26 protein-coding genes are annotated in these 23,221 nt (G+C 56.1%); 12 read left to right on the forward strand and 14 right to left on the reverse strand.

The window, feature by feature from the left end:
• Window positions 1-376: 376 nt before the first annotated feature.
• The 3 genes from ACLE20_RS04780 to ACLE20_RS04790 all read right to left on the reverse strand — a co-directional run bounded on the left by ACLE20_RS04780 (window position 377) and on the right by ACLE20_RS04790 (window position 3,811).
• Entirely contained in the window at window positions 377-2,458 is a 2,082-nt protein-coding gene (locus tag ACLE20_RS04780) for a calcium-binding protein (protein ID WP_410939070.1), read from the reverse strand.
• A gap of 664 nt (window positions 2,459-3,122) precedes the next feature.
• Entirely contained in the window at window positions 3,123-3,551 is a 429-nt protein-coding gene (locus tag ACLE20_RS04785) for a thermonuclease family protein (RefSeq protein WP_410939071.1), read from the reverse strand.
• Between the two features lie 2 nt (window positions 3,552-3,553).
• Entirely contained in the window at window positions 3,554-3,811 is a 258-nt protein-coding gene (locus tag ACLE20_RS04790; protein ID WP_410939072.1) for a helix-turn-helix domain-containing protein, read from the reverse strand.
• Between the two features lie 313 nt (window positions 3,812-4,124).
• Here ACLE20_RS04790 and ACLE20_RS04795 point away from each other — a divergent pair, with 313 nt between their 5' ends.
• Window positions 4,125-4,613: a hypothetical protein gene (locus ACLE20_RS04795; protein ID WP_410939073.1), complete on the forward strand. Its 489-nt coding sequence runs from the start codon at window positions 4,125-4,127 to the stop codon at window positions 4,611-4,613.
• An 85-nt stretch (window positions 4,614-4,698) separates the two neighbouring features.
• On the opposite strand, the gene ACLE20_RS04800 is transcribed toward ACLE20_RS04795, so the two are convergent.
• The 5 genes from ACLE20_RS04800 to ACLE20_RS04820 all read right to left on the reverse strand — a co-directional run bounded on the left by ACLE20_RS04800 (window position 4,699) and on the right by ACLE20_RS04820 (window position 9,450).
• On the reverse strand, window positions 4,699-5,250 hold the full coding sequence (locus ACLE20_RS04800; protein WP_410939074.1) for a MucR family transcriptional regulator: 552 nt from the start codon (window positions 5,248-5,250) through the stop codon (window positions 4,699-4,701).
• 281 nt (window positions 5,251-5,531) lie between these two features.
• Window positions 5,532-6,248 (reverse strand): haloacid dehalogenase type II, encoded by a 717-nt coding sequence (locus ACLE20_RS04805; RefSeq protein ID WP_410939075.1) that lies wholly within the window; start codon window positions 6,246-6,248, stop codon window positions 5,532-5,534.
• A 66-nt stretch (window positions 6,249-6,314) separates the two neighbouring features.
• Window positions 6,315-6,704 carry a response regulator transcription factor gene (locus ACLE20_RS04810; RefSeq protein WP_410939076.1) on the reverse strand — a complete coding sequence of 130 codons (390 nt, stop codon included), beginning with the start codon at window positions 6,702-6,704 and terminating at the stop codon, window positions 6,315-6,317.
• On the reverse strand, window positions 6,704-8,218 hold the full coding sequence (locus ACLE20_RS04815) for a sensor histidine kinase (RefSeq protein WP_410939077.1): 1,515 nt from the start codon (window positions 8,216-8,218) through the stop codon (window positions 6,704-6,706). The genes ACLE20_RS04810 and ACLE20_RS04815 overlap by 1 nt, the downstream gene beginning before the upstream one ends.
• A gap of 59 nt (window positions 8,219-8,277) precedes the next feature.
• A complete protein-coding gene (locus tag ACLE20_RS04820; protein ID WP_410939078.1) occupies window positions 8,278-9,450 on the reverse strand; it encodes an ATP-binding protein in 1,173 nt (390 codons plus the stop codon).
• Window positions 9,451-9,812: 362 nt separating this feature from the next.
• Between ACLE20_RS04820 and ACLE20_RS04825 the strand changes: the two genes are divergently transcribed.
• From ACLE20_RS04825 to ACLE20_RS04850, 6 genes are all read left to right on the forward strand, one after another.
• A complete protein-coding gene (locus ACLE20_RS04825; RefSeq protein ID WP_410939079.1) occupies window positions 9,813-10,001 on the forward strand; it encodes a hypothetical protein in 189 nt (62 codons plus the stop codon).
• Complete coding sequence (locus ACLE20_RS04830; protein ID WP_410939080.1) at window positions 9,991-10,260, forward strand: hypothetical protein; 270 nt, start codon at window positions 9,991-9,993, stop codon at window positions 10,258-10,260. Before ACLE20_RS04825 ends, ACLE20_RS04830 begins: the two co-directional genes overlap by 11 nt.
• Window positions 10,261-10,591: 331 nt before the next feature.
• Window positions 10,592-11,407: a hypothetical protein gene (locus tag ACLE20_RS04835; protein WP_410939081.1), complete on the forward strand. Its 816-nt coding sequence runs from the start codon at window positions 10,592-10,594 to the stop codon at window positions 11,405-11,407.
• A 194-nt stretch (window positions 11,408-11,601) separates the two neighbouring features.
• A complete protein-coding gene (locus ACLE20_RS04840) occupies window positions 11,602-11,868 on the forward strand; it encodes a DUF6894 family protein (RefSeq protein ID WP_410939082.1) in 267 nt (88 codons plus the stop codon).
• 98 nt (window positions 11,869-11,966) lie between these two features.
• Window positions 11,967-12,215 carry a DUF6894 family protein gene (locus ACLE20_RS04845; RefSeq protein WP_410939083.1) on the forward strand — a complete coding sequence of 83 codons (249 nt, stop codon included), beginning with the start codon at window positions 11,967-11,969 and terminating at the stop codon, window positions 12,213-12,215.
• A 91-nt stretch (window positions 12,216-12,306) separates the two neighbouring features.
• Window positions 12,307-12,495: a hypothetical protein gene (locus ACLE20_RS04850; protein ID WP_410939084.1), complete on the forward strand. Its 189-nt coding sequence runs from the start codon at window positions 12,307-12,309 to the stop codon at window positions 12,493-12,495.
• A gap of 1,471 nt (window positions 12,496-13,966) precedes the next feature.
• Here ACLE20_RS04850 and ACLE20_RS04855 read toward each other — a convergent pair.
• Entirely contained in the window at window positions 13,967-14,188 is a 222-nt protein-coding gene (locus tag ACLE20_RS04855) for a hypothetical protein (RefSeq protein WP_410939085.1), read from the reverse strand.
• A gap of 137 nt (window positions 14,189-14,325) precedes the next feature.
• Here ACLE20_RS04855 and ACLE20_RS04860 point away from each other — a divergent pair, with 137 nt between their 5' ends.
• On the forward strand, window positions 14,326-14,508 hold the full coding sequence (locus tag ACLE20_RS04860) for a hypothetical protein (RefSeq protein ID WP_410939086.1): 183 nt from the start codon (window positions 14,326-14,328) through the stop codon (window positions 14,506-14,508).
• A 43-nt stretch (window positions 14,509-14,551) separates the two neighbouring features.
• Here ACLE20_RS04860 and ACLE20_RS04865 read toward each other — a convergent pair whose 3' ends face one another.
• Window positions 14,552-14,848 (reverse strand): DUF6894 family protein, encoded by a 297-nt coding sequence (locus ACLE20_RS04865; RefSeq protein WP_410939087.1) that lies wholly within the window; start codon window positions 14,846-14,848, stop codon window positions 14,552-14,554.
• Window positions 14,849-14,986: 138 nt separating this feature from the next.
• Between ACLE20_RS04865 and ACLE20_RS04870 the strand changes: the two genes are divergently transcribed.
• Both ACLE20_RS04870 and ACLE20_RS04875 read left to right on the forward strand, forming a co-directional pair.
• Window positions 14,987-15,373 carry a hypothetical protein gene (locus tag ACLE20_RS04870; protein ID WP_410939088.1) on the forward strand — a complete coding sequence of 129 codons (387 nt, stop codon included), beginning with the start codon at window positions 14,987-14,989 and terminating at the stop codon, window positions 15,371-15,373.
• 222 nt (window positions 15,374-15,595) lie between these two features.
• A complete protein-coding gene (locus ACLE20_RS04875) occupies window positions 15,596-16,726 on the forward strand; it encodes a vWA domain-containing protein (RefSeq protein WP_410939089.1) in 1,131 nt (376 codons plus the stop codon).
• 282 nt (window positions 16,727-17,008) lie between these two features.
• Here the strand turns inward: ACLE20_RS04875 and ACLE20_RS04880 are convergent, their stop codons facing one another.
• Entirely contained in the window at window positions 17,009-17,935 is a 927-nt protein-coding gene (locus ACLE20_RS04880) for an NmrA family NAD(P)-binding protein (protein ID WP_410939090.1), read from the reverse strand.
• Here ACLE20_RS04880 and ACLE20_RS04885 point away from each other — a divergent pair.
• Window positions 17,919-18,683, forward strand: coding sequence for a TetR/AcrR family transcriptional regulator (locus ACLE20_RS04885; RefSeq protein ID WP_410939091.1), 765 nt, complete (start codon window positions 17,919-17,921; stop codon window positions 18,681-18,683). The genes ACLE20_RS04880 and ACLE20_RS04885 overlap by 17 nt on opposite strands.
• Before the next feature lie 168 nt (window positions 18,684-18,851).
• On the opposite strand, the gene ACLE20_RS04890 is transcribed toward ACLE20_RS04885, so the two are convergent.
• Window positions 18,852-20,432 (reverse strand): M10 family metallopeptidase, encoded by a 1,581-nt coding sequence (locus ACLE20_RS04890; RefSeq protein WP_410939092.1) that lies wholly within the window; start codon window positions 20,430-20,432, stop codon window positions 18,852-18,854.
• 1,734 nt (window positions 20,433-22,166) lie between these two features.
• Entirely contained in the window at window positions 22,167-22,349 is a 183-nt protein-coding gene (locus ACLE20_RS04895; protein WP_410939093.1) for a hypothetical protein, read from the reverse strand.
• A gap of 185 nt (window positions 22,350-22,534) precedes the next feature.
• Here ACLE20_RS04895 and ACLE20_RS04900 point away from each other — a divergent pair, with 185 nt between their 5' ends.
• Complete coding sequence (locus ACLE20_RS04900) at window positions 22,535-22,771, forward strand: DUF6894 family protein (RefSeq protein WP_410939147.1); 237 nt, start codon at window positions 22,535-22,537, stop codon at window positions 22,769-22,771.
• 60 nt (window positions 22,772-22,831) lie between these two features.
• Here the strand turns inward: ACLE20_RS04900 and ACLE20_RS04905 are convergent, their stop codons facing one another.
• Window positions 22,832-23,086: a DUF982 domain-containing protein gene (locus ACLE20_RS04905; protein ID WP_410939094.1), complete on the reverse strand. Its 255-nt coding sequence runs from the start codon at window positions 23,084-23,086 to the stop codon at window positions 22,832-22,834.
• Window positions 23,087-23,221 lie beyond the last annotated feature (135 nt).

Consider the following 23,221-nt stretch of genomic DNA (forward strand, 5'->3'; position numbering starts at 1 on the left):
GGAAGCTCTCGGACGCAAAGACTGCACCCGCCGGCCGATAGACTCGTACGTTTCCGTTTCAGCCTTGCCAAATTCAGCGTTCATATAGAATCGGGTGCCGGCAAGCGCCGGACAGCGTTCGAGCGTTGGTGGAGCGCGTAGTGTCCTGGATGGAAAAAGGCTCCCACTCTGGGAGGCCTCTCAGTGTTCTGGGCGTGCCCTGTTAGATGACATCAAGGTACTGGCTTCAGCACACCATCCGCGCAAGAACTATGCGATTTGATGACGGCTTGCGGCGAGACTGTCCAATTAGAAGACTACCTCCGGAAACTACTATCGAAGCCGTGCCAGATGTCTAATCGCCGCCACAGGCATCCAACCGCTGGCACGAGCTTAATCAAAGAATGGAATCTCCCTTTGAAAGGGACGAGACCCCATCCAATCGAATGAAGAAATCCGCAACAATGTCCCCATCGACGTCTCCCGCGACGTAGACATTCTTCCCGCTTTTTTGAAAGATCAGCTCTCCACCGTCTCCAGTAAACTTCGAATTGCCGAGGAAGGAGAAAGCCTGGTTGCCGCTGGCGTCAGCGTCCGCATCTATTCCGGACACATCGATTTGGTCGCCGGCCGCAAAGTCTTTGATAACATCCGCCGCCGCCTTTCGGTTGCTGCTCTCGCTTAAGCTGGTGAACACAAACGTGTCTGCACCACTTCCACCGCTCAGTGTATCCTTTCCGAAGCCACCAACGAGCGTGTCTTTATCGGACGCCCCATTGATCGTGTCGTTTCCATCCTGACCAAACAACTTATCGCTGTTGGCTCCACCGGTAACTTTGTCCGCTCCACCTCCAGCGTAGATGGACGTCACGACCTTATTGGCAACAAGTTTGTCGTTTGCCGACCCGGCAATGAGCGCATCCGCAAACTTCACCAAATTGACGCCGTGAATGTCGGCCGAGAGGCTGGAAGAGTTGATGCTCACCCAATCATCATCCGAGAAAACGAGCTTGGCTCCTTTGATTGTTCCGGCGATGTCCACGAAATCGGCCGCGGAGGCCACGCCGTCGACGATGAACGCCCCAGCCTTCAGCGCCACAGTCTGCTTGTCATCGCCAAGGATGTAGTTGGTAACTTTTCCTGACGCAGCCAACTGAGCAGGGGACGTTCCGTTCAAGGTAACAAGCGCTTTGTAACCATCACCAATCAAGAATTTGATCGAACCGCCGTCGCCGTTGATAGTGAGAACATTTTTCGTTGACTGGAACGTGAGCTTCGACGTTCCCGAAGCATTCTCAATCTTGTCAATTTTATCCTCGAGCGACTCAATCTTCTTGGTAGCATCCTCAATCGAAGATTTTACGCCGTCTCTGTCATTCCACCAGCGATCGGTGCTGTCATAGAAATCATACGCACTTTTCGTCGCCTTCGCCGCGCTGAAAGCTTGCGAGAAAACGCCCTTCAGCCCTACAGACTTCGTAAGAACTGTTGTGAAGCTTATGTACGTGGAATTGATATTAGAAAGTGAAGGGTCTTGGAAGGTTTTGGCGAGGTCGGATGCAAGTTTGTCGGACGACGCAAGCTCCGAAATGACATCCTTCGCTGCAACAAGGCCTGCTCGCGCCGCGCCGACTCCGGTGAAAGCCAAACCTAGAGATGCCAGATCGCCGGCTGCCTTTAGGCCTTTGAGAACCACCAAGCCTGTCTCCAGGTTGTCGATGTCCTCCAGATTGTCGAGGCGCTCCTTAGCCAGAGCAAGCTCGTCCTTTAACAGGCTGACTTCGACCTTCTTTTTTGAGACGTCCATCAAGTGTTCATCGAGACTATCATCTACTGCGGCGTCGACTTGGAGCTCAGTTTGTGTCGGCGGGGTGTCATCGTATCGAACGGTGTCGAGCCAGTTGCCCCAATTGAGATCACGGGCCCCAGTTATGTTCGAAACAGTTAGCAGCACACGACCATCATTGGGAGCATCTAGGCCAAACTGACCATAAACCTGGTCAAATACTCCTCGATCACCGCTAACTGAAATGTAGAATTCGTCGAAATAGGTGTATACGTCGTTGTTATCTTCAGATCCATAGCCCTCTCCAACTTCACCGACCACATATATTGAATTGTTGACAGCAGAAGGGAACTTTTTGGCTAATAACTCATCTTGCAGCGTTTGGACATTACGCTCAATGCTCACCAGCTCTAATTGAGGTTGACCCCCCTCAGGCGTATATTGGACAACCTGGTACACCTTGATGTCAGCAAGCTGAGCGACGTTCTGTATTAAGCCTGCTCCATCCCCAAAATCCACAACAGAGACATCCGATAGGGCCGCGATTTGTTGGCCCTCGAGAGGTTTATCGATTTTGAAGAAGAACGCGCCAGCCTGTTGATCAGGAAAAACGACCGTCTCATACTTAGATATTGTCCCCGTGCCGCTCCGAAGCTGTTCGACCGTCACAGACCCAGTTGAATAGAATGCCATTGGTGCGCCCCCCGAAAACGTTAGCCAGTTAAAGTGCTATACGAGGCGCCTGTAAAGAGCTTTCTGGAACTAGATTAGTCGGACTGGCAACCGAATGATGGCTGCGTCTCGCTCAATGAAGTTATGGAGCGAAGTTTCCACGTGACGTCATTGCCATGTCGGCAGGATAGCTCCACAGAAAAGGACAAGGTGGACTGAGCTCACGTGAACAGTTTAGCCGTAAGACTTTGCGCTCGGCTTGCGATCACAAAACCCCGTCAGATTATCGCAGGGCGAGTGTCGGGTCATGCTGCGTGCCCGGAAAGCTGAGAGACCTTCCCGCACCGGCTGCACGTCTTCATTTCGAATTCGCTGTTTAGCAACTTGCGGCTTCAGATCCGAAAAGTGCCATCTGATGTCCAGTAATTAGCATGCTCTGCGATTGCCAACTGCACGAAGCCATCCATCTGACTAAGGAGAATAGCAGCGAGAGGACGCCCCTTGGCTATGTATTCGTCCCCAACCGCTATCAGCGCGCAGAGGTTTCGCATGTGCTGAGGCGAGCGGTTTTGCGCCGATGAGGCAAGCCACTCTGATCGAGAAATCTTCATGTTGTCTCCAGTCTGGAGACGGTTACGAGGCTAACTCACAATGATTTTAAGCGACGAGGCTTCAATCCAGCCGCTCATTCGCACCACACGTTGCCCTTATTGGGCCATGGCTGAGCAAGGCCTTCTCGCATCAGCATCGCCCCAGCATCCTGGCCGTTCCCGAGGCGAACGCGCACCAGAGCACGCCGATCTGACGTGCGGTCTTTCTGTCCGCTGTCCTCGATCGCGAAGCCACTGTCCATCAACGTCATGAGGCGGTCGGCAGCCTCGTTCGCTCGCTGCGTCTCGGCCTGGCACTGCCCATGCATCTCCGGCGCGTCGATATCCAGTAGACGCATTTTCACGCCGTCCACCCAGACCGTATCGCCATCGACCACGCAGGTTACTTTGCGAGCTGCGCGGTCGCCGCCGCGGCACATGTCGATTGCAGCCGCGCCGTCAGGGATAGCGGCGTCAAGCAGCAAGACGGAGATCGAGAAGACCAAGCGCCAGCAGGTGTTCATGGTCAGCCCCTGGGCTTCGCAAGCCGGACGCCGGCACCGCCGCCATTCTCGGAGATGAAGACCACTCCGGCCGCTTCCAGAACTCGACGGACGGCCATGACGTTATTGCGAAGGCCAGAAGCAGGCCCGTCACTCGCTTCCATCCGTCGCAGCGTGGGGATTGAGATAGCGGCAGCCTCTGCGAGTTCCGACTGCCCCATCCCCAAAAGCGAGCGAGCAGCCGATATCTGATACCCGAAGATTTGATCTAATTCGCTCAATTTGATTTAAACCTGTTGACAGCCGCTCATTTTGATCTAAATCTATCATGAAGATCGAAATCGCTCAACACACTTGGCCGAACTTTTTGATCTCTTTGAGCCGCCAAGACGTTAGGCTTTTCAGAAGCGAGACGAACAGACACGGAGGCGCCCTAGTAAATCGGTCGAATCAAATTCCAGATCACTGGCAGGTCTGGCTATGTCCGTTGTGTAGTACGACATCCGCCGACAACAGCATGATTGACATACAATATATCCCGGCTGCCTACTGGCATTGGGATCCGCCATTACAACTCAAAGCAAGGAGAGCCACATGTCGACCAGCAAAGCATTCACCGGAGAGGACGCAGAGCGCGACGTTGTTGTGCGTACCGCCATCGAAGTCGCCGAAGCTGCAGCGAAATTCGAGGCCTTCGAAGCTGCCTCCGGACAGGGTCACGCGGCCTCCCGGCGTCGAAGCCGTGACGCTGCGATGGTGGCTGAGGATCTTATGTTCGATCTCCGCCAGGAATTGACCGAGCATAAAGCCCAGACGATCGCCGGCGCCGCGATTCAGGTCTGCGAGCTCACCCATCGCTTTCACCGCATTTGGGAGCATGTACCGGCCTCCCAGCGCACGACCGTGCTTGAGGAAGAGCGCCTTGCGTTCGAGCGGCTCGCTTTCTCAGTCCTCGAGCTGCTGTCAACGATGAGCGGCCAGAAGCCTGACGATCTCGTGTTCACGGGCTACAGCGACCAGCACCTCAACCCGTGGCGCCGAGACAACCCGTGGGATCCGAAGGCGCCCACGTCGGCCGCTTAGACAAGGCCCAAGACACAAACGAATGCCGCGGCAGAAAGCTCCAGCCGCGGCGCTTCAGCTCATTCTTGCACTGACGGCCACTTTGTTATTCGGCGGCCTCAGACGTCTGCTTACTCTTGGGTCGCGGATTGCGTTTGGTTCCAGCGCTCTGCCTTCTTGCCTTTTTGGGAGTGCTCTGGATCTTTTCAGACATGGCCTCGCCTTCCTCTCGCGCCACGTGGGGACTCTTACGGGGTTGGCCCAAGCCATTTGCCTTAGCGAGCTCTGAGCGCTTCGCAGCGTAGCTGGGGGCGACCATCGGATAATTGGATGGCAGCCCCCATTTAGACCGGTAATCATCTGCGGTCATGCCATAGTGGGTCATGAGGTGGCGCTTGAGACTTTTGAATTTCTGGCCGTCTTCCAGGCAGATGAGATATTCGTCCTGCACCGACTTGCGGATTGATACCGCAGGAACGGGCTTCTCCGGCTCAGCTGGTTCTCCTGTCTGATCCCCTAAACCGTCAAGAGCTTGGTGGACCCGTGTGATGAGGTTCGGCAGATCCCCCGCCGGTAATATGTGTCTTCCGACATAGGCACTCACGATGTGTGCAGTGAGCGATGAGAGCGGATCTTTGGCGGTGTAGACGTAAGGCAACCAGCTTACTCCCTTAATTTTAGCTAGCATCTCTAGCAGGCCATGACCTGTTGGGCGATGCAAGCGGGCAATCCTCTCGTCTTAGCAATGATAAGACAGAGGAAACTCAGGGGCGCTGCCTCTCGCGCCGGCGAGCGGGCGGTTCCTAAGGCTCCGCGCTGACGGTTTTGCGCCCGCCGCCTACGACCCTTGCCCTTGCTACCCCCAGGCCTCGCCGATCAGGCAGGGTTGCAGAGAACCTGCACCTACCTTTCAAGAAGACAGAGCTGGCTAAGGTGCGCCTAGACTTGGGGAGGCAGGAGTAGTGCTGCTGCTTCCGTCAGGTTGGAGACCTCCGTATAAGGCAGCCAGTCCGGATTGCCTTGCTGCCCTAGCCGGTTAACCCAAATACTGCTTACTCCAAGTTCATGGCAGGCCTTCATATCGAGGAACATGCCCATGGCGACATGAACTGTCTCGTCTTTCGTTACCCCCATCATTTGATAGGCGAACTCAAATAGCTGAAGGGATGGCTTGTAGGCCTGGGCCCGCTCGGCTGTGATCACGTAGTCGATAGGTACTCCGAGGCGCGCGACATTATGAACGATGACATCTTCATCTGAGTTCGTGAGGATCGCGAGCTTGTAATGCTGGCTTAGCCGTTGCAGAGCGCCGTGAACCTCGGGATGAGGGCCCATAGTGGGAATAGAAGTGGCAAGGCGTTCCACGACACCTTCGCTGGCATCGAGACGATGCTCTGACAGAGCCGCATAGAAGCCGGTGCGCAGAATGCTCTTGTAAAGCCGATGAGGACGTTCAGCTTCAAGACGACGCGAATGCTCTGAGAACGTATCCAGCACCGCAGAAGCGCGTGACGCATCCTTGCCCTGAGAAGCAAGAATGCTGCTGATTTCTCTCAGCAGCACCTCGTACCATTGCACAAGCGTCCCGTAGCAATCGAAGGTGATCACCTTCGGCGCTGGACTGGATGTGAACATTGAAACATTACCGCTTGGCATTGAGGAGCTCCTATCCAGCGGGCAGTATAGCCGAGACACCGAACCATTGGACATGCATTGCAGCGTCTAGCTCTTCGGGCGACTGCCGACGATATCCAGCTCCTGAAGGATCTGCAGGAGCCGCCTTTCGGAAAGGGGTTTTGATAGAAAGCGGGCACCTTCAGGAAGGGCCCCCTGTTCTGGATGGTACCGTCCCGAGATTACTACGATCCGACAATCTGGCCAACGTTCAGCCGTCAATTGAGCCAACTTCAGGCCATTCATCGAGCCGGGCATATCGATATCGGTCAGAACGGCTCGGACCGCCGACTGCGTTTCTAAAACACGAAGAGCCTGATCTGCATTGGCGGCTTCCAGAATCTGATCGATGCCGCCCTCCGTCAGAAGGTCGACCAGATCCATACGGATCAAGCCATCATCTTCCACAACCAGCACCGGTTGACTGGACCCCGCCATCAATGTTCCTTCTGAAAGGTCTCGAGGTCTGCGATAATCCGGCATTGCAGTCCCAATGGGCGATAGTCGATTTCAACAGAACAGTCGCTGGTTCCATTAAGGCCCGCCGTGATGAGCCGCATCCCCGTCCCTGGCGCTTTTGGTTCAGACACAATCGGACCGCCAGATTCCGTCCAGATCAGCTCGAGCCGATCATGTCGTTCGCCAGCGATCCGCCATGTGAGGTCAATCCGGCCATCCTGCGCTGACAAAGCGCCATATTTGAGGGCGTTGGTCGACAATTCATGCAGGATCAGCGACATCGACAACGCAGGTCGCGAACCGACCTTCAGGTTCGGCCCGGATACGTTGATCCGTTGCTGGCTGGGATCGTCATGCAAGGTAATCATCTCGTTGACCAACTGCCGGATGGTTGAAGAGCCTGTTCCGCCTTGCAGAATGGTATCGTGCGCAGCGCTGAGCACGGCGATCCGACCGTTGAGACGCTTCCTAGCCGTGGGTAGATCGGGTGCATTGCGCAAGGTTTGCGTAGCGATTGCCTGCACCATGGCAAGCTGGTTCTTCAACCTGTGACCGAGCTCGTGCGACAGCACTGCCTGCCGCGCCTCATCCGCACGTTGATCAGTGACATCCCGCGCCTGCACCAGGATCCCGCTTATCGACCCACTTTCCCTGCGGATTGGCTGGTAGACGAGATCAATCAAGCGGCTCTGTTTCTCCCCCTCAGCGCCTCTGTTGAGCTCGATCGGCAAATCCTTGGCGATAAATGGTTCTCCGGTCTGATAGACCTTGTCGAGGCGCTCGATAAAGCCTTGACGCACGACTTCCGACACAGCCTCTGCAACTGGCTTGCCAAGGATCTCTCGCCCCAGCCCGATCATGGAATAATATTCGGCATTGGCGTAGTCGAAGACATGATCAGGGCCGTCGAGCATTGCGATCCCACCGGGACTTAGCTCGAACACCTGCAAGAACCGCTCGCGCTGTGTGCGCTCCGCCCGTCGCGCCATGACTTCAGCAGTGATCTCGTTGCACGAGCAAAACATTCCAAGGACTGTGCCCCATGGATCACGTACCGGTGTATAGGAGAATGCAAAATGTGTTTCTTCCGGATAGCCGTTGCGATGCATCAGGAATTCGATGTCGTCCATGGCAGTGCCTTGGCCAGCATATGCAGCCTCGATGATAGGCTCGACCTGTTCCCAGATATCAAACCAAAGATCACGAAATGGGCGACCGAAGGCATGTGGGTGGCGGTCTCCGCACATGGCGGCGTAGCCGTCGTTATAGAGTGTGATCTGAGAAGGGCCCCATACGATCAGCATAGGCTGCAACGAGCCGAGCATGATGTTGATCACCGTTCGCAGCTCAACGGGCCATTTGGCCTGAGCACCAAGCGGAGAAGCTTCCCAGGTGAAGTCCCGGTAGAGCTGACTGCAAACCGGATTGGTGCCTTGCATAATTCCCCTCGGCCCTGCGATTGGCCGGATCTGCTGGAACAATCTGGCACCCATGTCGATCCCTGAGCGAAAAAATCAAGGACAGCTGGAATGGGAATGACAAACACCCGGTGTCATAAAATAGGCATCCGAAACGTAAATGTGGTGGCTTGCTCATCCGAATGCACCGTAAGCGTTCCGCTATGGGCCTTGGCAATCTCAGATGCGATAAACAAGCCGAGGCCTAGACCTTCAAGGTTTGTGCCCTCTCGGTGGAACGGATGAAAGAGCTTGTCGATCTTCTCAGGGGGGATCGGCTCGCCCTTGTTGATGACGTCAAGCACCAGTTCTTCGTTATCGATTGTCGCGCGAAGCAGAACAGGGTGATCCTTCGAGCCGTGAGTCAGTGCATTCCCAATAAGATTAGACACCATTTGCGCAATACGGGCATGGTCGACCTGTAGCCCCGACGCAGGCAGCCGGTAATCCCGTTCGATGGAATGATGGAGCTGTGATGCCTCAAACTCCTCGGCAACGTGATCAAGCGTGTGGACGAGATTAGCTGTAGGATCGATATTCAAGGCAATGCCACCGCCAAGCCGTGAACGAGCGAGATCCATGACATTGGCCACCAGACCTGTCATACGGTTGATGCTGGCCTTCATCATCACCAGCATTCTCGGCGCTTCATCAGTCCAACCTTTTCGGATTAGCCGGTTGATCCCCGCGTCCACTGCTGCGATCGGATTGCGAAGATCGTGCCCTAGAACCGCGATAAATTGCTCCCGTAGTTCAGCTAGCTCATGCGCTGTGTTCAATTCTGCCTCCGACCTCTTGAGGTGCTCTGCCGTGTCGAGGTGGTAGCCAATCAATTCAGCAAATAGCCTGAACATGCCGATAATTTGTGTGGTGTTGACCTTCACAGGCGCACTGTCGATGGCGCATAGCGTGCCGAAAAACCGCCCATCAGCTAAAACGATTGGAACTGAAATGTAGCTTTGCAGCCCGTAATGCCTGGGGGTGTGATGGTTACAATAAACGGGATCTTCTGCGACATTGTCGATCGCAACGATCTGACGGTGGTCGCGAATTTCATTGCAGATTGTCGTTTCGATTTTCAGCTCGCCACCTGCAGGCAGGCCAAAGTGAATGTTATCCAAGACCTGACAGGCGATCCAACGTTCATCGGTCACACGTGCGACAGCGGCAAACCCCATACCGGTCACTCGACAAACGACATCAAGGATATTCGTTACCGCCGGGATGGATTGGACTGAAGCGACGTCGTTTTCGAAGGTCTCGTACACGCTATGTCCGTTCACTCATCGTGCTTTGATCGGCGAGCCTATACCGTGGGCTTAGCACAGAGCCAGTGGCTATGAAACCTAGCGACGGCGTGCTGAACGACGTTGATGTGCTGCCAACGTCAGCGTCCGCATCCATTCCCGAGACATCGACTTTGTCACCTGCTGGGAAGTCTTAAAGGACATCCGCCGCCGCCTTGTGAGGGTCGATCTTGACCGCGTGAACCTATCCCGCAGAACATAACGCGCGAGGTGCCCCATCAACTTATTTGCGGACGCTCTTGCGGCTGTGCGTCCGAAACCGTCGTTGATTTCGTTGATCGGCCCGTTACGTTCCCCTCACCTCTGGGAGGAGTGAACTGAAGATGGACAGCGACATTAAACGGCTCAAAGTCAATGGCTACGACATCGTTGGGACCGAGAATGGGGCAGTTTGGCGGGTTTTTCACGATGACAGTTTAATCGGCGGGGACTTCAACACCCTTCAGGAAGCCAGAGCTTACGCTGACGTGCTGCAATCCAGCGAACCCAGAGAATCCGAAGATGTCGTCTAAAGGCAAGCTGATCGTGCTGGCAGCCTTCGATAAGGACGACGAGGGCAACCTTGTCCAAGCCTTTGACCCGCGGCAGATGGATTCAGAGGAGAGGGCAAAGCGCGATGCGCGGGCGCTCGTCGACAAGCATGCCGGCGTCGTCGCCTGGAGCCGAGAAGCGGATCCGAACATCGGGGAGTACGGGCCGCCGGTGGTGCTGTTTCAGGCTGGCGAATTCCGGAGCTCGAGTAGGAATAACGAAGATCGAGGGCGCACGTGAAGACCGGGAGCCGTGTCATTGGGCCGACGCCGGTCGCCATGCAGCTAGCGAACCCCGCAGGACACGACGCGCGGGGTGGCTACTCCATTAGATGGCCCTAGGGCAGGCGCCGACTTTTCTTTAGCCAAAAGTATGTTTTCTATTTTCGACCACCGTTCGTACTCCGTAACATTTCAGGACGAAAACGTGCCCGATCATCTATAGCGCAACGCGCTGTTTAACATCGCCGCGCAAACTTAACAAAACGCCGTTTGCGCGCGTGAACTATCCTCGGTTGCTTCAATTGACTCCGCAGTCCAGCGAAAATGCTGGTGAGATCAAGGAGGATAAGATGTATAATCGTTTCGTAACGTACTCGATGGCAGCTTTACTCTCGTCGGCGCTGATGGCGCCGGCAAGCGCCGAGGCTCGTGATCGAAGCAATTCGCACGGCGTTGGGGTGTCGATCGGCGGCAGCAACGGCGTCAGTGTCGGGATCGGCCGATCCGGGCAGGGGTCCGGCCTTGGTGTCGGCGCATCGATCGGCGGAAGCCAAGGCGTGAATGCCGGCGTAGATGTCTCCAGCAAGCCGTCCTCCGGCCTCAGTGCCGGGGTCGGCGCGAGTGTGGGCGGAACCAAGGGTATTGATGCGGGTGTTGGCGTCGGCATCGGCGGCAGCCGTGGCGTAACGACCGGCGTGGGCGCCAGTGTCGGCGGCAGCGACGGTGTTTCCGCCGGTGTTGGGGCCAGCGTTGGCGGCTCGGGCGGCGTCAAAGCGGGGTTGGGAACCTCGATCGGCGGCAAGAACGGCGTCAGGGGCGGCCTCTCCGCGAGCGTCGGAGGTTCCGACGGCCTCGGCGCCGGTGTCGGCCTCGGCATTGGCGGTGGAACCGGTGCCGGCCTGGGGGTAGATGTCGGCATCGGCGGCCCGGGAACCGTCACGAAGCCCGATCGACCGACCAAGCCCACCACGCCCGGCGTGGGCGGCACGGGAGGCAACTTCCTCCCTCCCCGATCAGCCAGAGACGTCGCAGCGCTGAAAGAGTTCGGCAGCATGTCACGGTCTGACCGCCAGCAGATGCTGAAGACCTGTCGGAACGTGACCTCCGGCGGCTTCGATGCGGCACTCGTGAGGCTCTGCAGGCTGCTCCAGACGGCCAGCCGCTAGGCGGCACTTCTCACCGCACGTCATCACCTACCCCGCCAATCAGCGGGGTAGGCTGAGAGCTACCAATCGGCTGATCTATATCCTTCTAACCGCCTGCTGGACTAAGAATGAAACTGTCAACTGCGTCGCCTATCGCACAAAACCTCTTCCAAAAGATTCAGTTGAGTTAGCTTCGAAGTGCACAGGAGCTTGCGATGCCTACCTATTTCTTCAACGTCATCAGCGAAGGTCGTCGGGCCTTCGATCACGAAGGTCAGGAATGCGCATCCCTGGAGGCCGCAATGGATGTTGCCGAACTGTCGCTGTGCGAGATCGCAGGCGAGGCGCTTAAGTTCGGCTCGAAGGTCCTAATCGAGGCGATCGTTAACTCCGACGATGCAGGCAACGAACTCGCACGCAAGACGGCGGAAGCTACCTTCCTGCCACGCTTCGCCGCTTTCACCAAGTTCCGCCAGCAGTAGCGTCTGAAGCGTTGGTAGACAGCTCGTCGCTCGACAGCTCTTCAATTTCCAACGCTCGCAGCTCCGGACGTGCTAGGGTCATTCTTTGGAGAGTGGCCATGACCCGCTATTACCTTCACTTCCACTACCCGGACACATTTTTCCAGGACGAGGAAGGAGTGGATTTCGGGAGCCTCCATGACGCAGAACTCGATGCGATCGCGTCAATTCACGACCTCGCTGTCAGCTCTCCCAGGCGCGGCAGAGCATCAGATCTTCTGAGCATCTGCATCACCAACATCGAGAACGATATCCTCGCCGTTCTCATAAGCCGAAAAGTTTTGGCAGCCCATCGCCCGCAAAGATGAGGGAGTAATCCAAAGCCGTGGGACAAAGCCCCGGCACGGGTGTCTTCGGGTATTGTCAGCTCATTCAACCTAATCGCAGTCGAGTTTGGAAATGCGCAATCGCTACCTCGCCAGGGCCGATACAGATGGAAGCTGGTACGTCGCCCTTTTGCTGATGAAGGAAACCGCCCAGCTTGACGGCCGGACATTCCATAAGATGACGCAGGACGTGGCAACTACCGCTGCCTATGCGTTGAACTTTCTTGCTCGCGGTCAGACCAAGGGACCACAGACCCATTGATGGAAGCTGTGGTCTAAGGCTGCGACCGGTCCTAACCCCATCAGATGAAGTTGGAGTGACGGGTCGTGACCGGTGAAGGGACTAGCGGTAAGGTTCTCGCTATGAAGAATCGTCCGCCTCGCCACTGGCGCTTGCAGCTTGATGCACAAGCCTTCGTCACTTGGATTTTCTTGCTGATCATCTTTCTCCTCGCTGGGAGCTTGCTCCTAGGAGCTTACGACGCAACAGACTGGGTATTTGGTCAGATTCTTTAGGCTGATGCCCATTCCCGCTACGGGTTCGCTCACCTCTTGATGCCAGGGCGAACACGGTTCACGTGAAGATAGGCGCTCCCGTATACAGCTCGCGGATACTTGTGGCACATTAGAAGGCCTCCTCCAGAGGCCCGGGTGCGACACTGCTCTAGGGATGGAAAGGTGTCGGATGCACCAAGCCCTCCTGTTGGTTCATCTCGGAGAATTCTCCGGCACCCGGCTCCCCTAAGCACCAACCGCCTGTCCCCGATCAGCTTCTGAAAGGGAGTTAATCTCATAGGGGTGCGGTTTAGCAGAGTCTTTCAAAGGGAGATGAGCGTGAGAATCGCTTCGCGGTATCTGGGGTTGACCCTAATGTAGATCGTCGACCCCTCTCTCCTCCGCACAGAAAGATTTGCAGACCGAAAGAGCTTGAGGTGCTGGGACATGCGGGCCCGTGAAGTTCCGGTGGCCTCAGCCAAAGCCTGACCAGATATCTCGCCATCGCAAAGCAGCTTTGCAGCTAAAAGCCTGACTCTGTGGGAGAGGCATTGCATCACGAGAGCACCATAAGCCGCCCAATCCTCATCAACGTTAGCTAGCTTGTCCAAGCGCGCCATCTCCGAAGTGCACACAACAGCGGGCACCTGTTGAAAGTCTGACACCCACTCTGAGCAGAGAATGACGAAGCAACCAGCGATGATCAAGCCGCCCGGGCAATGTGGAATCACGATCAACTTTTTTGTTCGAAATGGAACGGGGGGACCACAGTCGGCAGGACGAAAAAATAGCCGTCAACACAGGCGGCGGTTGACGGCTATCAGGGCGCAGGATCCCTTTGATCCGGCAGGAGTTCTCACTGCATTGAACACAATCGCTCTCGGATAGTTCCAGCGCGACCCTGTCAGTTCAGAATGAGGAGAGCAGCATGATCGAAGATAGGGAATTTCCGGAATTGGCCTCGGTCGAGGCATATGATCGTCTCCTCATCTGTCACCAACCAGGGTCTGAGGCAGTTACGGTCTATCATCCTCCGGCGACGAATCATCCGGCATGGACACGAACCTTCCCAAGCCTTCTAGAAGCTGAGGCATATGCGCTTGACTACGCTTCACAGCTTGATCAGTTGAGCATTCCCTACACGAGGGATGAGCTGAAGTGGTGGCTGCCCGAGCGGTACTGGTAGAGCATACTGCATGCGAAGTCGTCTCTACCAGTAACTTTCGAGGCGGCACCGATCAGTCAGCAATAGAACTTGGCGGCTGTTGTTCATTCAGCTCCGTTAAACGAATATCTCCAGCTTGAGCGAGACGAGCTGCTTTAAGACGTTCAGTTTTTTGCCGCGCCTCCTCGGCCTGCGTTCTGCTCACTTCTTCAGCAACAGCTTTCGATTGCTCAAATTCACCCCGCGCGCTAGGCCCTCTCTCTCGCCGACGCTTCTTCTCGCATTGCTGTGTCATGATCGCCTCAAGAACAAGGTTTGAGGTCTTCTAGCTAGAAAGAATGCTGGGTTCGACAAGCTTGGCGACAGCTTCGCGCTTGATGATAAGACGATGGTCATGGTGTGACTGAGGGCGCTGCGGCCGAGGGCGATTTGATGGACGAGAAGCGCTTCGAGTTGAGCAGGACCAAGGATGGGGCATGGTCGGTCATTGATCGGAGATCTGGCGAAGTGGCATTCGTCGACGGAATCTTGTTCGAGGAGATTGCCCTTGATGTCGCAAAAGCGGCTATAAAAGTGCTAAACAGTCGTCCTGGTGCCGGTCTGACCTTCCACTAGCTGATCGGACTCAGGAGTTGCACCACCGTCTGCGAGCATCTCACTATCGATTTTCCGGTGACCCAAGGCCGAACGACAGCGCTTCATCAACTTTAGGTTCTGAGTGCCGCCCGTCGAACCGATCGATAGAGGCTCTCAAAGTCAATCTGAAAAGCGGCCTCCCGTCGCCATCGCTGGCGATGACCGCACCCTTGAACGGCAATTCGTCCACCTTCTGCTCGCGCGCCCAATCCATGAGGCCTAAAAGTGCTTCGCGTTCCGCTGCAGCTTGATCAAAAAATTCGGCACCGCCGTCCTCGTCAATGCGTCGTCCATCGTCAGTGAAAAACTTGACCTTCATCTAACGGCTCCTCCCTTGATCGACCCATATTTGGCACAACCGCCCCATGTAAAGCTCGGGGGCGCGGCGGCAAGCTGTACGCCAGTTCCACAAGGTATGGTTCATTCGACAAGCGACTAACGGCGATGGTGAATAACGATGGCAGGCGACCGTGTAGATCTTGAAAAAGCACACGGGCTTGGCAGGGCAGCTGGCTCTATCCGGGAGGCTCAGGCCCTCGAATGCCCGTTTCTGCATGACAACGCGGACGAACGACGGGCTTGGATGGATGGGTTCAGCTCTGGCAGAGTCGAGCTTTCGATGGGTTCGTATCAGACGCAGGAAGGCAGTTCGCTGCATGTCGATGAGGGTTTGAGACGGCCGATGCCGTTTGGTAGTCGCGTGGTTTTCCACCATTCCACGCGATCGATAGCGATTGATTTTCAGGGCGAGACAAGAGTGCTTGGCCCATTTGCCGATGAGGATGCTGCCTATGCGGCCGCCTTCGCCTTAGTTGAAACGCGCCGAGCAGCATTGGGCAATTGAACTCGCCTTGACAAGATGGCTGTCGCGCATTCGGTCAGTCGCGACTCCTGCCGCGAATGGGTGGGCCATGGCATGACCTACGTCAGACCGCAGCAGCAGAACGTGGCGGGGCGGACGCATCACAGCCGATGCAAGGTTCAGCGAACTTTAAGACTGTTCGTGAACCGAAACCTATCCTTTGTCTGTCAGCATCAAGCCAGGAATTTTCTAATGGAGTGACAGATGGATCGCCGGAACTCGCTGTTATGCGGTGCGCGTGCACTTGCCCGCGACCGTGGCGGTAACTTTGCGATGATGACTGCTCTGCTGATGCCGCTGCTGCTTGGCGCGGCGGGTGTCGGCATTGATGTCACTCGGTTGGTGCTGGCCAAGACCGAACTTCAGGATGCCGTCGACGTCGCGGCCCTCGCCGCATCGTCCGGGCTTGCCAATGAAGTGATGACAGTCGACCAGGCGAAGGCCGCCGCCCGCAACCATCTGGCTATTGCCATGTACAATGCCAAGCGCTCGGGCATGACGGTGGATGAGGCTAAGGACGCCGATGATGTGGCGAAGAACGCCCAGATCACCATCGACACGGGATCGACCGGCGTCGGGAGCGGCAAGAAGTACACAATCGTTGTTAGCGCATCTTCACGTCAAACACTGACGCCACTGTCGAAGATGCTCGGACTTGGCAATGTTACGCTATCAGCAAGCAGCCAGTCGATGGGGACGACCGCAACCGAGAGCGCTTTGTCAATGTACCTAGTCCTCGATCGCTCTGGCTCGATGGCTGAAAGTGCCAAAAAGCTCAACCTGACGAAGATTCAAGTTCTGAAACAGGCTACTGCCGCCCTACTCAAGCAGCTTACGGACGCAGATCCGGCAAACACCTATGTGCGAACCGGTGCCGTCTCCTACAACGACAAAATGAACACGCCAAGCGCGCTTACCTGGACTGAACAAACAACACTCGATTACGTCAACAAGCTGACCGCGACGGGAGCAACAGATTCGAGTGACGCAATGGAAATGGCCTACTCGTCTTTGACGAACGGCAACGAGGATCAGGTTCACAAGGACAAGAATAAACTTGTGCCGAAGAAATTCATCGTGTTCATGACCGATGGCGACAACACCACCAAGGCGGCTGATGACGAGACGAAAGCTACATGCGAGACTGCTCGGAAGAACAAGGTCACCGTCTACACGGTCGCCTTCCTTGCGCCCTCAAAGGGGAAGAACCTGCTGAAGGCCTGCGCCACCTCCGATGCCCACTTCTTTGCCGCGGAAGACGCAGACGCTCTCGTGGACGCGTTCTCCTCGATCGGCCGCGACGCCTCGCAGTTGGCCGTGCGCTTGACGAAGTAGTCAAAGCAAAGCTGCGCCAAGCATCCTTCGAGAAGATCCTCCCCATCAGATGATGAGGCGGTGGTGTCAACTTTGGACCCAAGTCGGACCTCAAGATGCACCTGACTTTTGCACCAGTTAACCCCATGGAAGTCGCAGAGGGGAAACCGGTGCAAACTGTCCATTTTCGCACCGTCAAACTATCGCTTCTTTTAGGTCAACAGCCCAGCTGTCCGCTTTTTGAAAGCAGGCAGCCGGGCTTGAACCGTGATTGTCAGGTCGAATTACTGGACACGGAGGCGCTTAGCCGATGACAAACTTGTCGCGGTTCTGCTCGATGAACTGGTCGAGTGTGGTCAGCGGAATGCCCCAGCTGCGAACGGCATCGAGATCGACCTTATAGCCCTCGACGTTGTTCCATGACTCGTGCTGGCGCATCATCGCACCATGGGGTTTCGCGAGCGCCTCCTCTTCCGACAAGGTGACAGCCGTAACCGGCTTTCCTGTGGCCTTCGCGATCTTGGCCGCAACCTCGGGCAAGGTGAAAGTTTCTGCGGCAAGGTCGATCTCGTGACCGTGGAAGCGGTCGGGATCAATGAAGGCAGCAGCCGCAAACGCGCCGATATCCTTTGCCGCGATCCAGTCGATGCCGCTGTCCGCTGCAATCGACGTCTCAAACCGACCGAGCTCACGGAGCGAGGGGAACTGGACCTCCACCTGCGGCGGCACGATGTCCTCCATGATCATGGCGGGCTTCAGGATCGTCCAGTGGCGGAAGCCCTGCGCTTTGACCATGTCGATCACAGCCGCCTTGTTGTTCCAGTAAAGCGGCTCCCAGCGGCCTTCATCCCAGCCGACGAAACTCTTTTGCTCCCCTGCGCGAGCAACCGAAGTGTGAACGATGACACGAACGCCCGCGCGATGGGCGGCCTCGACCAATGCCTTCCCGGTGACGATCTCGGTGTCCGGATCTCCGGGATGCGATCCCATCTGCATAGAGAACACGCCGTCCGCGCCTGCCAATGCCGCATCAAGGCTGGCTGCATCGTTGAAGTCGCCCTTCACCACCTCGACGCCCTGCGCCGCCAGCGCCTGTGCTGCTGGTGACTGGGGATCGCGGGTCATGGCGCGGACAGGATAGCGCGCCTGTAGCAGGGCCCGGACGACTGCGCCCCCCTGTTTGCCAGTGGCACCTGTGACGAGGATGGGACCGATGAGAGATATGGACATTGAAGGACTTTCTTTGTTGGTTAGCGCCGAGCGCCGTTGTCCTCCTAAGAATAGGACCGCCCAATACGAAACGCAAGGGTTGCGGTACTATTGCGTTTCGGATCATATGCTCTATATTGGTGCCATGAACCAAAGAACCACCGAACATCAACGCCGTCTGCCGCCCGCAGAACGGGGTCGCACCCAGGATAGCAGCCGTGACGACGTCATCATCCAAGCGGCGCTCGAGCTCCTAGCCGAAAGGGGCTATCACGGCCTGACCATGACCGATGTCGCTGCGCGGGCGCGGGTGTCGAAAGCGACCCTTTACCGGCGCTGGACCGCGAAAGCGGACGTCGTCGCCGACGCGGTCGCGACGCTCAGTCCGATGAAACCGCCTCATTATCCCGGCACATCCATGCGGGACGATTTGATCGCACTGATGGAGCAGGCGGGAAACTGCGACGACCGCCCGGAGATCGTGACCGCCACATTCGAGATGGCGAGATCGCATCCCGATCTCTACCGGACCCTCTCCCATCGCTTCGCCCTGTTTGTTCGCGTGGAACTAGACAAGCTTGCCAGGCGGGCGGCTGACGAAGGACATGCGCCTCTCTCGGGGATCGAGCTTGATCTCATAAGCGATACCATCATTGCGATCCTGGCTCGCAATACTGATGCAGTCGGGAAATCTATCCCGCACGAGCGTCTCACTGCGCTCGTTGATCACGTCTTGATGGTTTTGATAACGGGGAGACGCACTACTTAGAGCATAACGTTTTTAGTTCCATAATGGACGGCTATCTGACCTATGTACGCTATTGGCGCGTTGGCGGACATAGCGTCCCAACCCCGTCAGATGATGATGAGGCGGCGTCGTGACAAAGGCCAGTCGGCTTTCAGCTGTGCGCGCCTTCAGGATGGTTCGTTGAACGTTCTAACTGATGATGAAATCGTCAGAGGTTAGTTTGGCGTGATTATCGAGCGTGGCGACAAGCTGCTTAGCGTGCGAGCCGCTGCCGTCGTCGTCGTAATAGAGCTTGCCGGTGAGCAGGTCGTAGATGATGCGATCTGAAGCGTCACCAGCATCGTCTCCAACGACGAACGCCTCGTGTAGTAGCGCTCCATCTGCGCCCACCTCGCTGAACGCCTTTGCTGACAGCTGAATGGTGTCGAGCTTCACGTTGAAGTCGATGATCAGATCAACGCTATCGGCTTCTGGTTTGCTGCTGAAGATAAAAGTGTCGCGCCCCGCGCCGCCAGTAAGGTGATCGCTCCCGCGGCCGCCGGACAAGAGGTCGTTACCAGCCCCTCCGACCATCGTGTCGTTTCCGTCGCGCCCTTCGAGCATGTTTGCCTTCGATGACCCGTAGAGAAAGTCATTCGCTTTTCCGCCGATTGCGTTCTCGATGTCTGTTCCCCTCGCAAGAGAGAGATTGTTCAGGCCGCCATCGATGCTGGAAAAAGCCTCAGCGTTGAGATTGATCTTCTGGACACGCGCGGACCAACTCGCGTCCACAGTATCAATGCCAGCGGTATCGACCAAGGTGATCCGAGCATCGCCTTCGATGAACACCGGCTTCAATTTGTGTTTCGTATCACCGATGTTGATCGCAGTTTTTCCGTAGATCTTCTGGATAGCGAGAACGTCTGCAATCATGGGAGTGACCGCAGGAGCATTGGACGCTGCAACCCATTCATTCTGGTTGACATTCCAATATGACATGATGCTCAGCTGCTTCGTGTCGTTAGCAAACAAGGTGTTCTGTAAAGTGGCCTCGTAGTTATAATTGCCAGCGTGCCCGAGACCAAGGGCATGGCCAATCTCATGTATGTAGGTGGCAAGCGAGTAACTATTATAGTGCGTCCCATACTGCTTCAACCAGCTGACAGGAACATCAACGGTTGCAGACGTAATTTTTCCCTCCTCTGCTGAGCTCCAATGAGCCTGAGGAATAGAACCGCGGTCGTCGAACTTGATTTTCGCCGTACCTGCAACGACTTTAAACTTAATCCCACTAACGCCAGTCCAAGCGTCCAAGGCCCATTCCGCGAGTTGGCGACCATCCTTGCTCAGTCCGCTCAGGTTCACGGTGAGAGTTCCACCGGCCTTCAAGGGCCAACTCTGAGGCGGGTTCTTGTCGTGATTCTTATGGTAGTCGGTTGCCAGCTGCTTGGCGATCTTGTCATAGGAAGCAAAATCGGGCGCCGTGATCACCTTGGTCGCCAATTCATAGGTGCCAGATCGGTCGTCATAGGCTGAGCCGGCGCGGATGAAGTAGGTGCCGGTCTTTTGCGCCACAAACTTTAGTGTGGAAGTCGAGAAATCGTCATCGCGATCGTTGTTGTCTCTATCTGCTAGGGCTCCATACTGGTCGCGAATTTCTAGCGCGCTCCAACTCACGGAGCCGCGCATTTCAAACTCGTAAGCATAGCCCTTCTTCAGAATCACCTTGATCCAGTCCGCGTCGCCAAACGTGAGGTTCCCCCCGAGGCTGTCGCCGGGCTTGATCGTCAACGTGGTAGCTGTACTCGCCTCAAGGTCTGTATTTTCTCTATGTGCTACCATATCTGCCCCTCGCGCATCCCGATACCTAAACTCCTACTTGACGGAGCTGGATTGAGGGAAGGTTCACATTTCGCGCCAGCGTCGTTTCGGGTCTTCTGTAGCCGCACGGCAACAAAAATGGTCTTCTAGGGGCGACATGCGCAGCGCAGCCCCCTTACCAAGCCAGCGGAGGCCAAAAGTTTTTGGTGCTGAGACTGCCGGACTGACGCCGGCGGGTCAGCACATGGCAGGACGGTTCGGCCGCTGCTCTGATACCTGAAATAAATCTCAAAAGACAAGGTGAATGGCCCCGGCAGATGATGGCGGGGCGGCAGCACAACGCAGCACAGCCTCCGCCGGCAAATCCGGCAGAGGCCTAAATTTCTAGGTGCTGAAAACGCCGGCTAATGCCGGCAGATGAGTGCCTAGCACGGGCGACCGCGCGCTGCTCAGAAAGCAAAAATTAACATTACGCAGTAAGGTGAATCGGCCCACCAGATGCGCATGAAGAGCCTTGAGCCACTACAAGTCGATCTTGAGTCTTGTAATTTTCTGGCAGAGCCCATTTCGAAGCTGTCCCTGCCGGGACTGGAGGCGAGGGTGTTATGCATGGAACGGGTTCTTTGGAGGCGCCCTCGCCTCTGCTACTGCTCGCTTATCCGCTTCAAGGCCAATCTAAGCCAGTCGAACAGCTTCTCGACTGAGCCCGGGTATCTTTCGACACCGCGACAATTGCACCAGCCAGGAATGCCGCCCCCGCTGATCAGCTTGCAATTGTGTTGATGGTTCTCCAGCATGAATTTCTCCACTCAAGTGACAAAATGCGGCGTCCCACCACCTGGTCCATGATCCGGAATCTGGCTCTGCGGTCTGATCGGCAAGCGCTACCGATCGAATTGGCCGAGAGGTGCGCACAAAGCTTGCGCTCCGAATGTGTGGTCGCTGGTGACTGTAACCGCCACGTAGATCATCTGATCCTGGCTCCAGCCCTCATATTCGAAGAAGTCGCCGTTTCTGATCACTTCGACGGTCGGCATGCCGAAGATAAGCGCGGTCAACGCCCGGCACTGCTCAGCATCAAGCTCTCGGCCTGGTGTGTGATTGGAACCGACGATGGCGTAGAACTAGCTTTCGAATGTGTCCATGACGGCTGACCTAGAGATCAATCGCGCCGCCGGCCAGTGGCCAGGACGCAAGAAGGCCATACGAAGCAGACCTTTTCGTCGCGCCGACCCATCCGATTCGGATAGGCAGCAGAAGCCCGCAGACACCGCTGCTGCGGGCTCCATTGCCATGACGTCAGATCGGCGACACGAGAAGGACAGTGTCGTCTAACCTCACATCCCACACGTTAGCCTCACGACCTTACGCTTGGCTTACCGTCACCGACCCCATCAGATTATAGCGGGAGATTATCTCGTGACTTTGTTTGCCGCCTGTTGATCATCTCGTGCCAAGCGCACTGCCTTCAGCCGCGCCGTCTTCGCGTCAAGGTGTTTAAGTCGTTCTTTCGTGTCAGCTTCGGCAACAGCCTTCGCCTGATCGAAGTCGCCCAATGCGCTCTTTCCTCTCGGCCGACGTGCCTTTCCTTGTTGATCAGACATTAGGGGTCCCTCTCGCTTGAACGAGGGACATCTATAAAGCGGGCAGAATATCAAGCTTGAGTACGGTATTCGTTCTAGACCGCTGCGGGTGAAAAAATACCTACCCACGTAGCAACTTCACCAATGTGAGACGGCGCCTAGTCAACTGCGCTCTCAACAGGATCGCCATCATCGTCAACTGCGCGCAGACCCGTGCGGCGACGATCGAAGCAAGCTGCTCATCCCCTTCGAGATCCTTGATCACCCAATCCTTGAGGTGCAGATGAAAGTAGTAACGCGGCATTGGCGCCTCCCCAAGTACCAGCTTTGGTGCTGGATGAGGCGCCCAACCCCTCGTCAGAGAGAAAGGTTCGGTACGGTGCACGACCCTTCTCCAACGCTTCAAGCTCAAAAGTGGATATTGGCGCGGTGACGTACGCAACTGATAAGGCCGCGGACGGTTTGGTGGCTGTTACATCAGGGGACGATATGCCGAGATACTTTTTTCATGTCCGAAATCATGGGATTGTCAGGTCGGACCCAGAAGGGGCTGACTTCGAGACACTCTGTCATGCTCATCAAGATGCCCTTCGTGTGGCTCGGGAGATTCTCGCTGAGAAGATTTTGACCGGCCATATCATCGACGAGTCCCGTTTCGAGATCACGAGTGAGTATGGGGAGGTTGTCGATATCGTGCCTTTCAAGGCGGCCGCTCTACTGGCCTAACCGCGTTGCAGTGTCGATCCCTCGCGGACAGAATGCCCAACAGTCGAGTACTTTCTACGGTCACCGGCTAAAAATAGGAATGTTCGCCTCGCTGGCAGCTACTAGGAAGATTTCCCGGCTGGCCTCTGGCTGTGCTTCGCCACTTAGTGCAGCAGTGCACATCGCGACAGCTGCTTGATGATTGTACCGGCTCCCCGTTTGAGGCCATTCGTTAAGGAGGACTTTCCTAGCCTCCTTGGCACTCGTCACAATGCGATATTTGCCGTGGCCGTACATTTCCAGACTGACCGGGTGGTTCCAGATCGATCGATCCATTGTCAACTCTCCAAAGGCAGGCGCTTGGGGTCGATTTGCTTGAGGACGTTCCCCTGCTCGTCAGTAATCTCGATGCATCCCATGCTAAGCTTTTGGCTAATGCGCAAATAGTCGGCCGCCATGAAATAGACGAGG

The sequence above is a fragment of the Rhizobium sp. YIM 134829 genome (genome assembly GCF_046546455.1).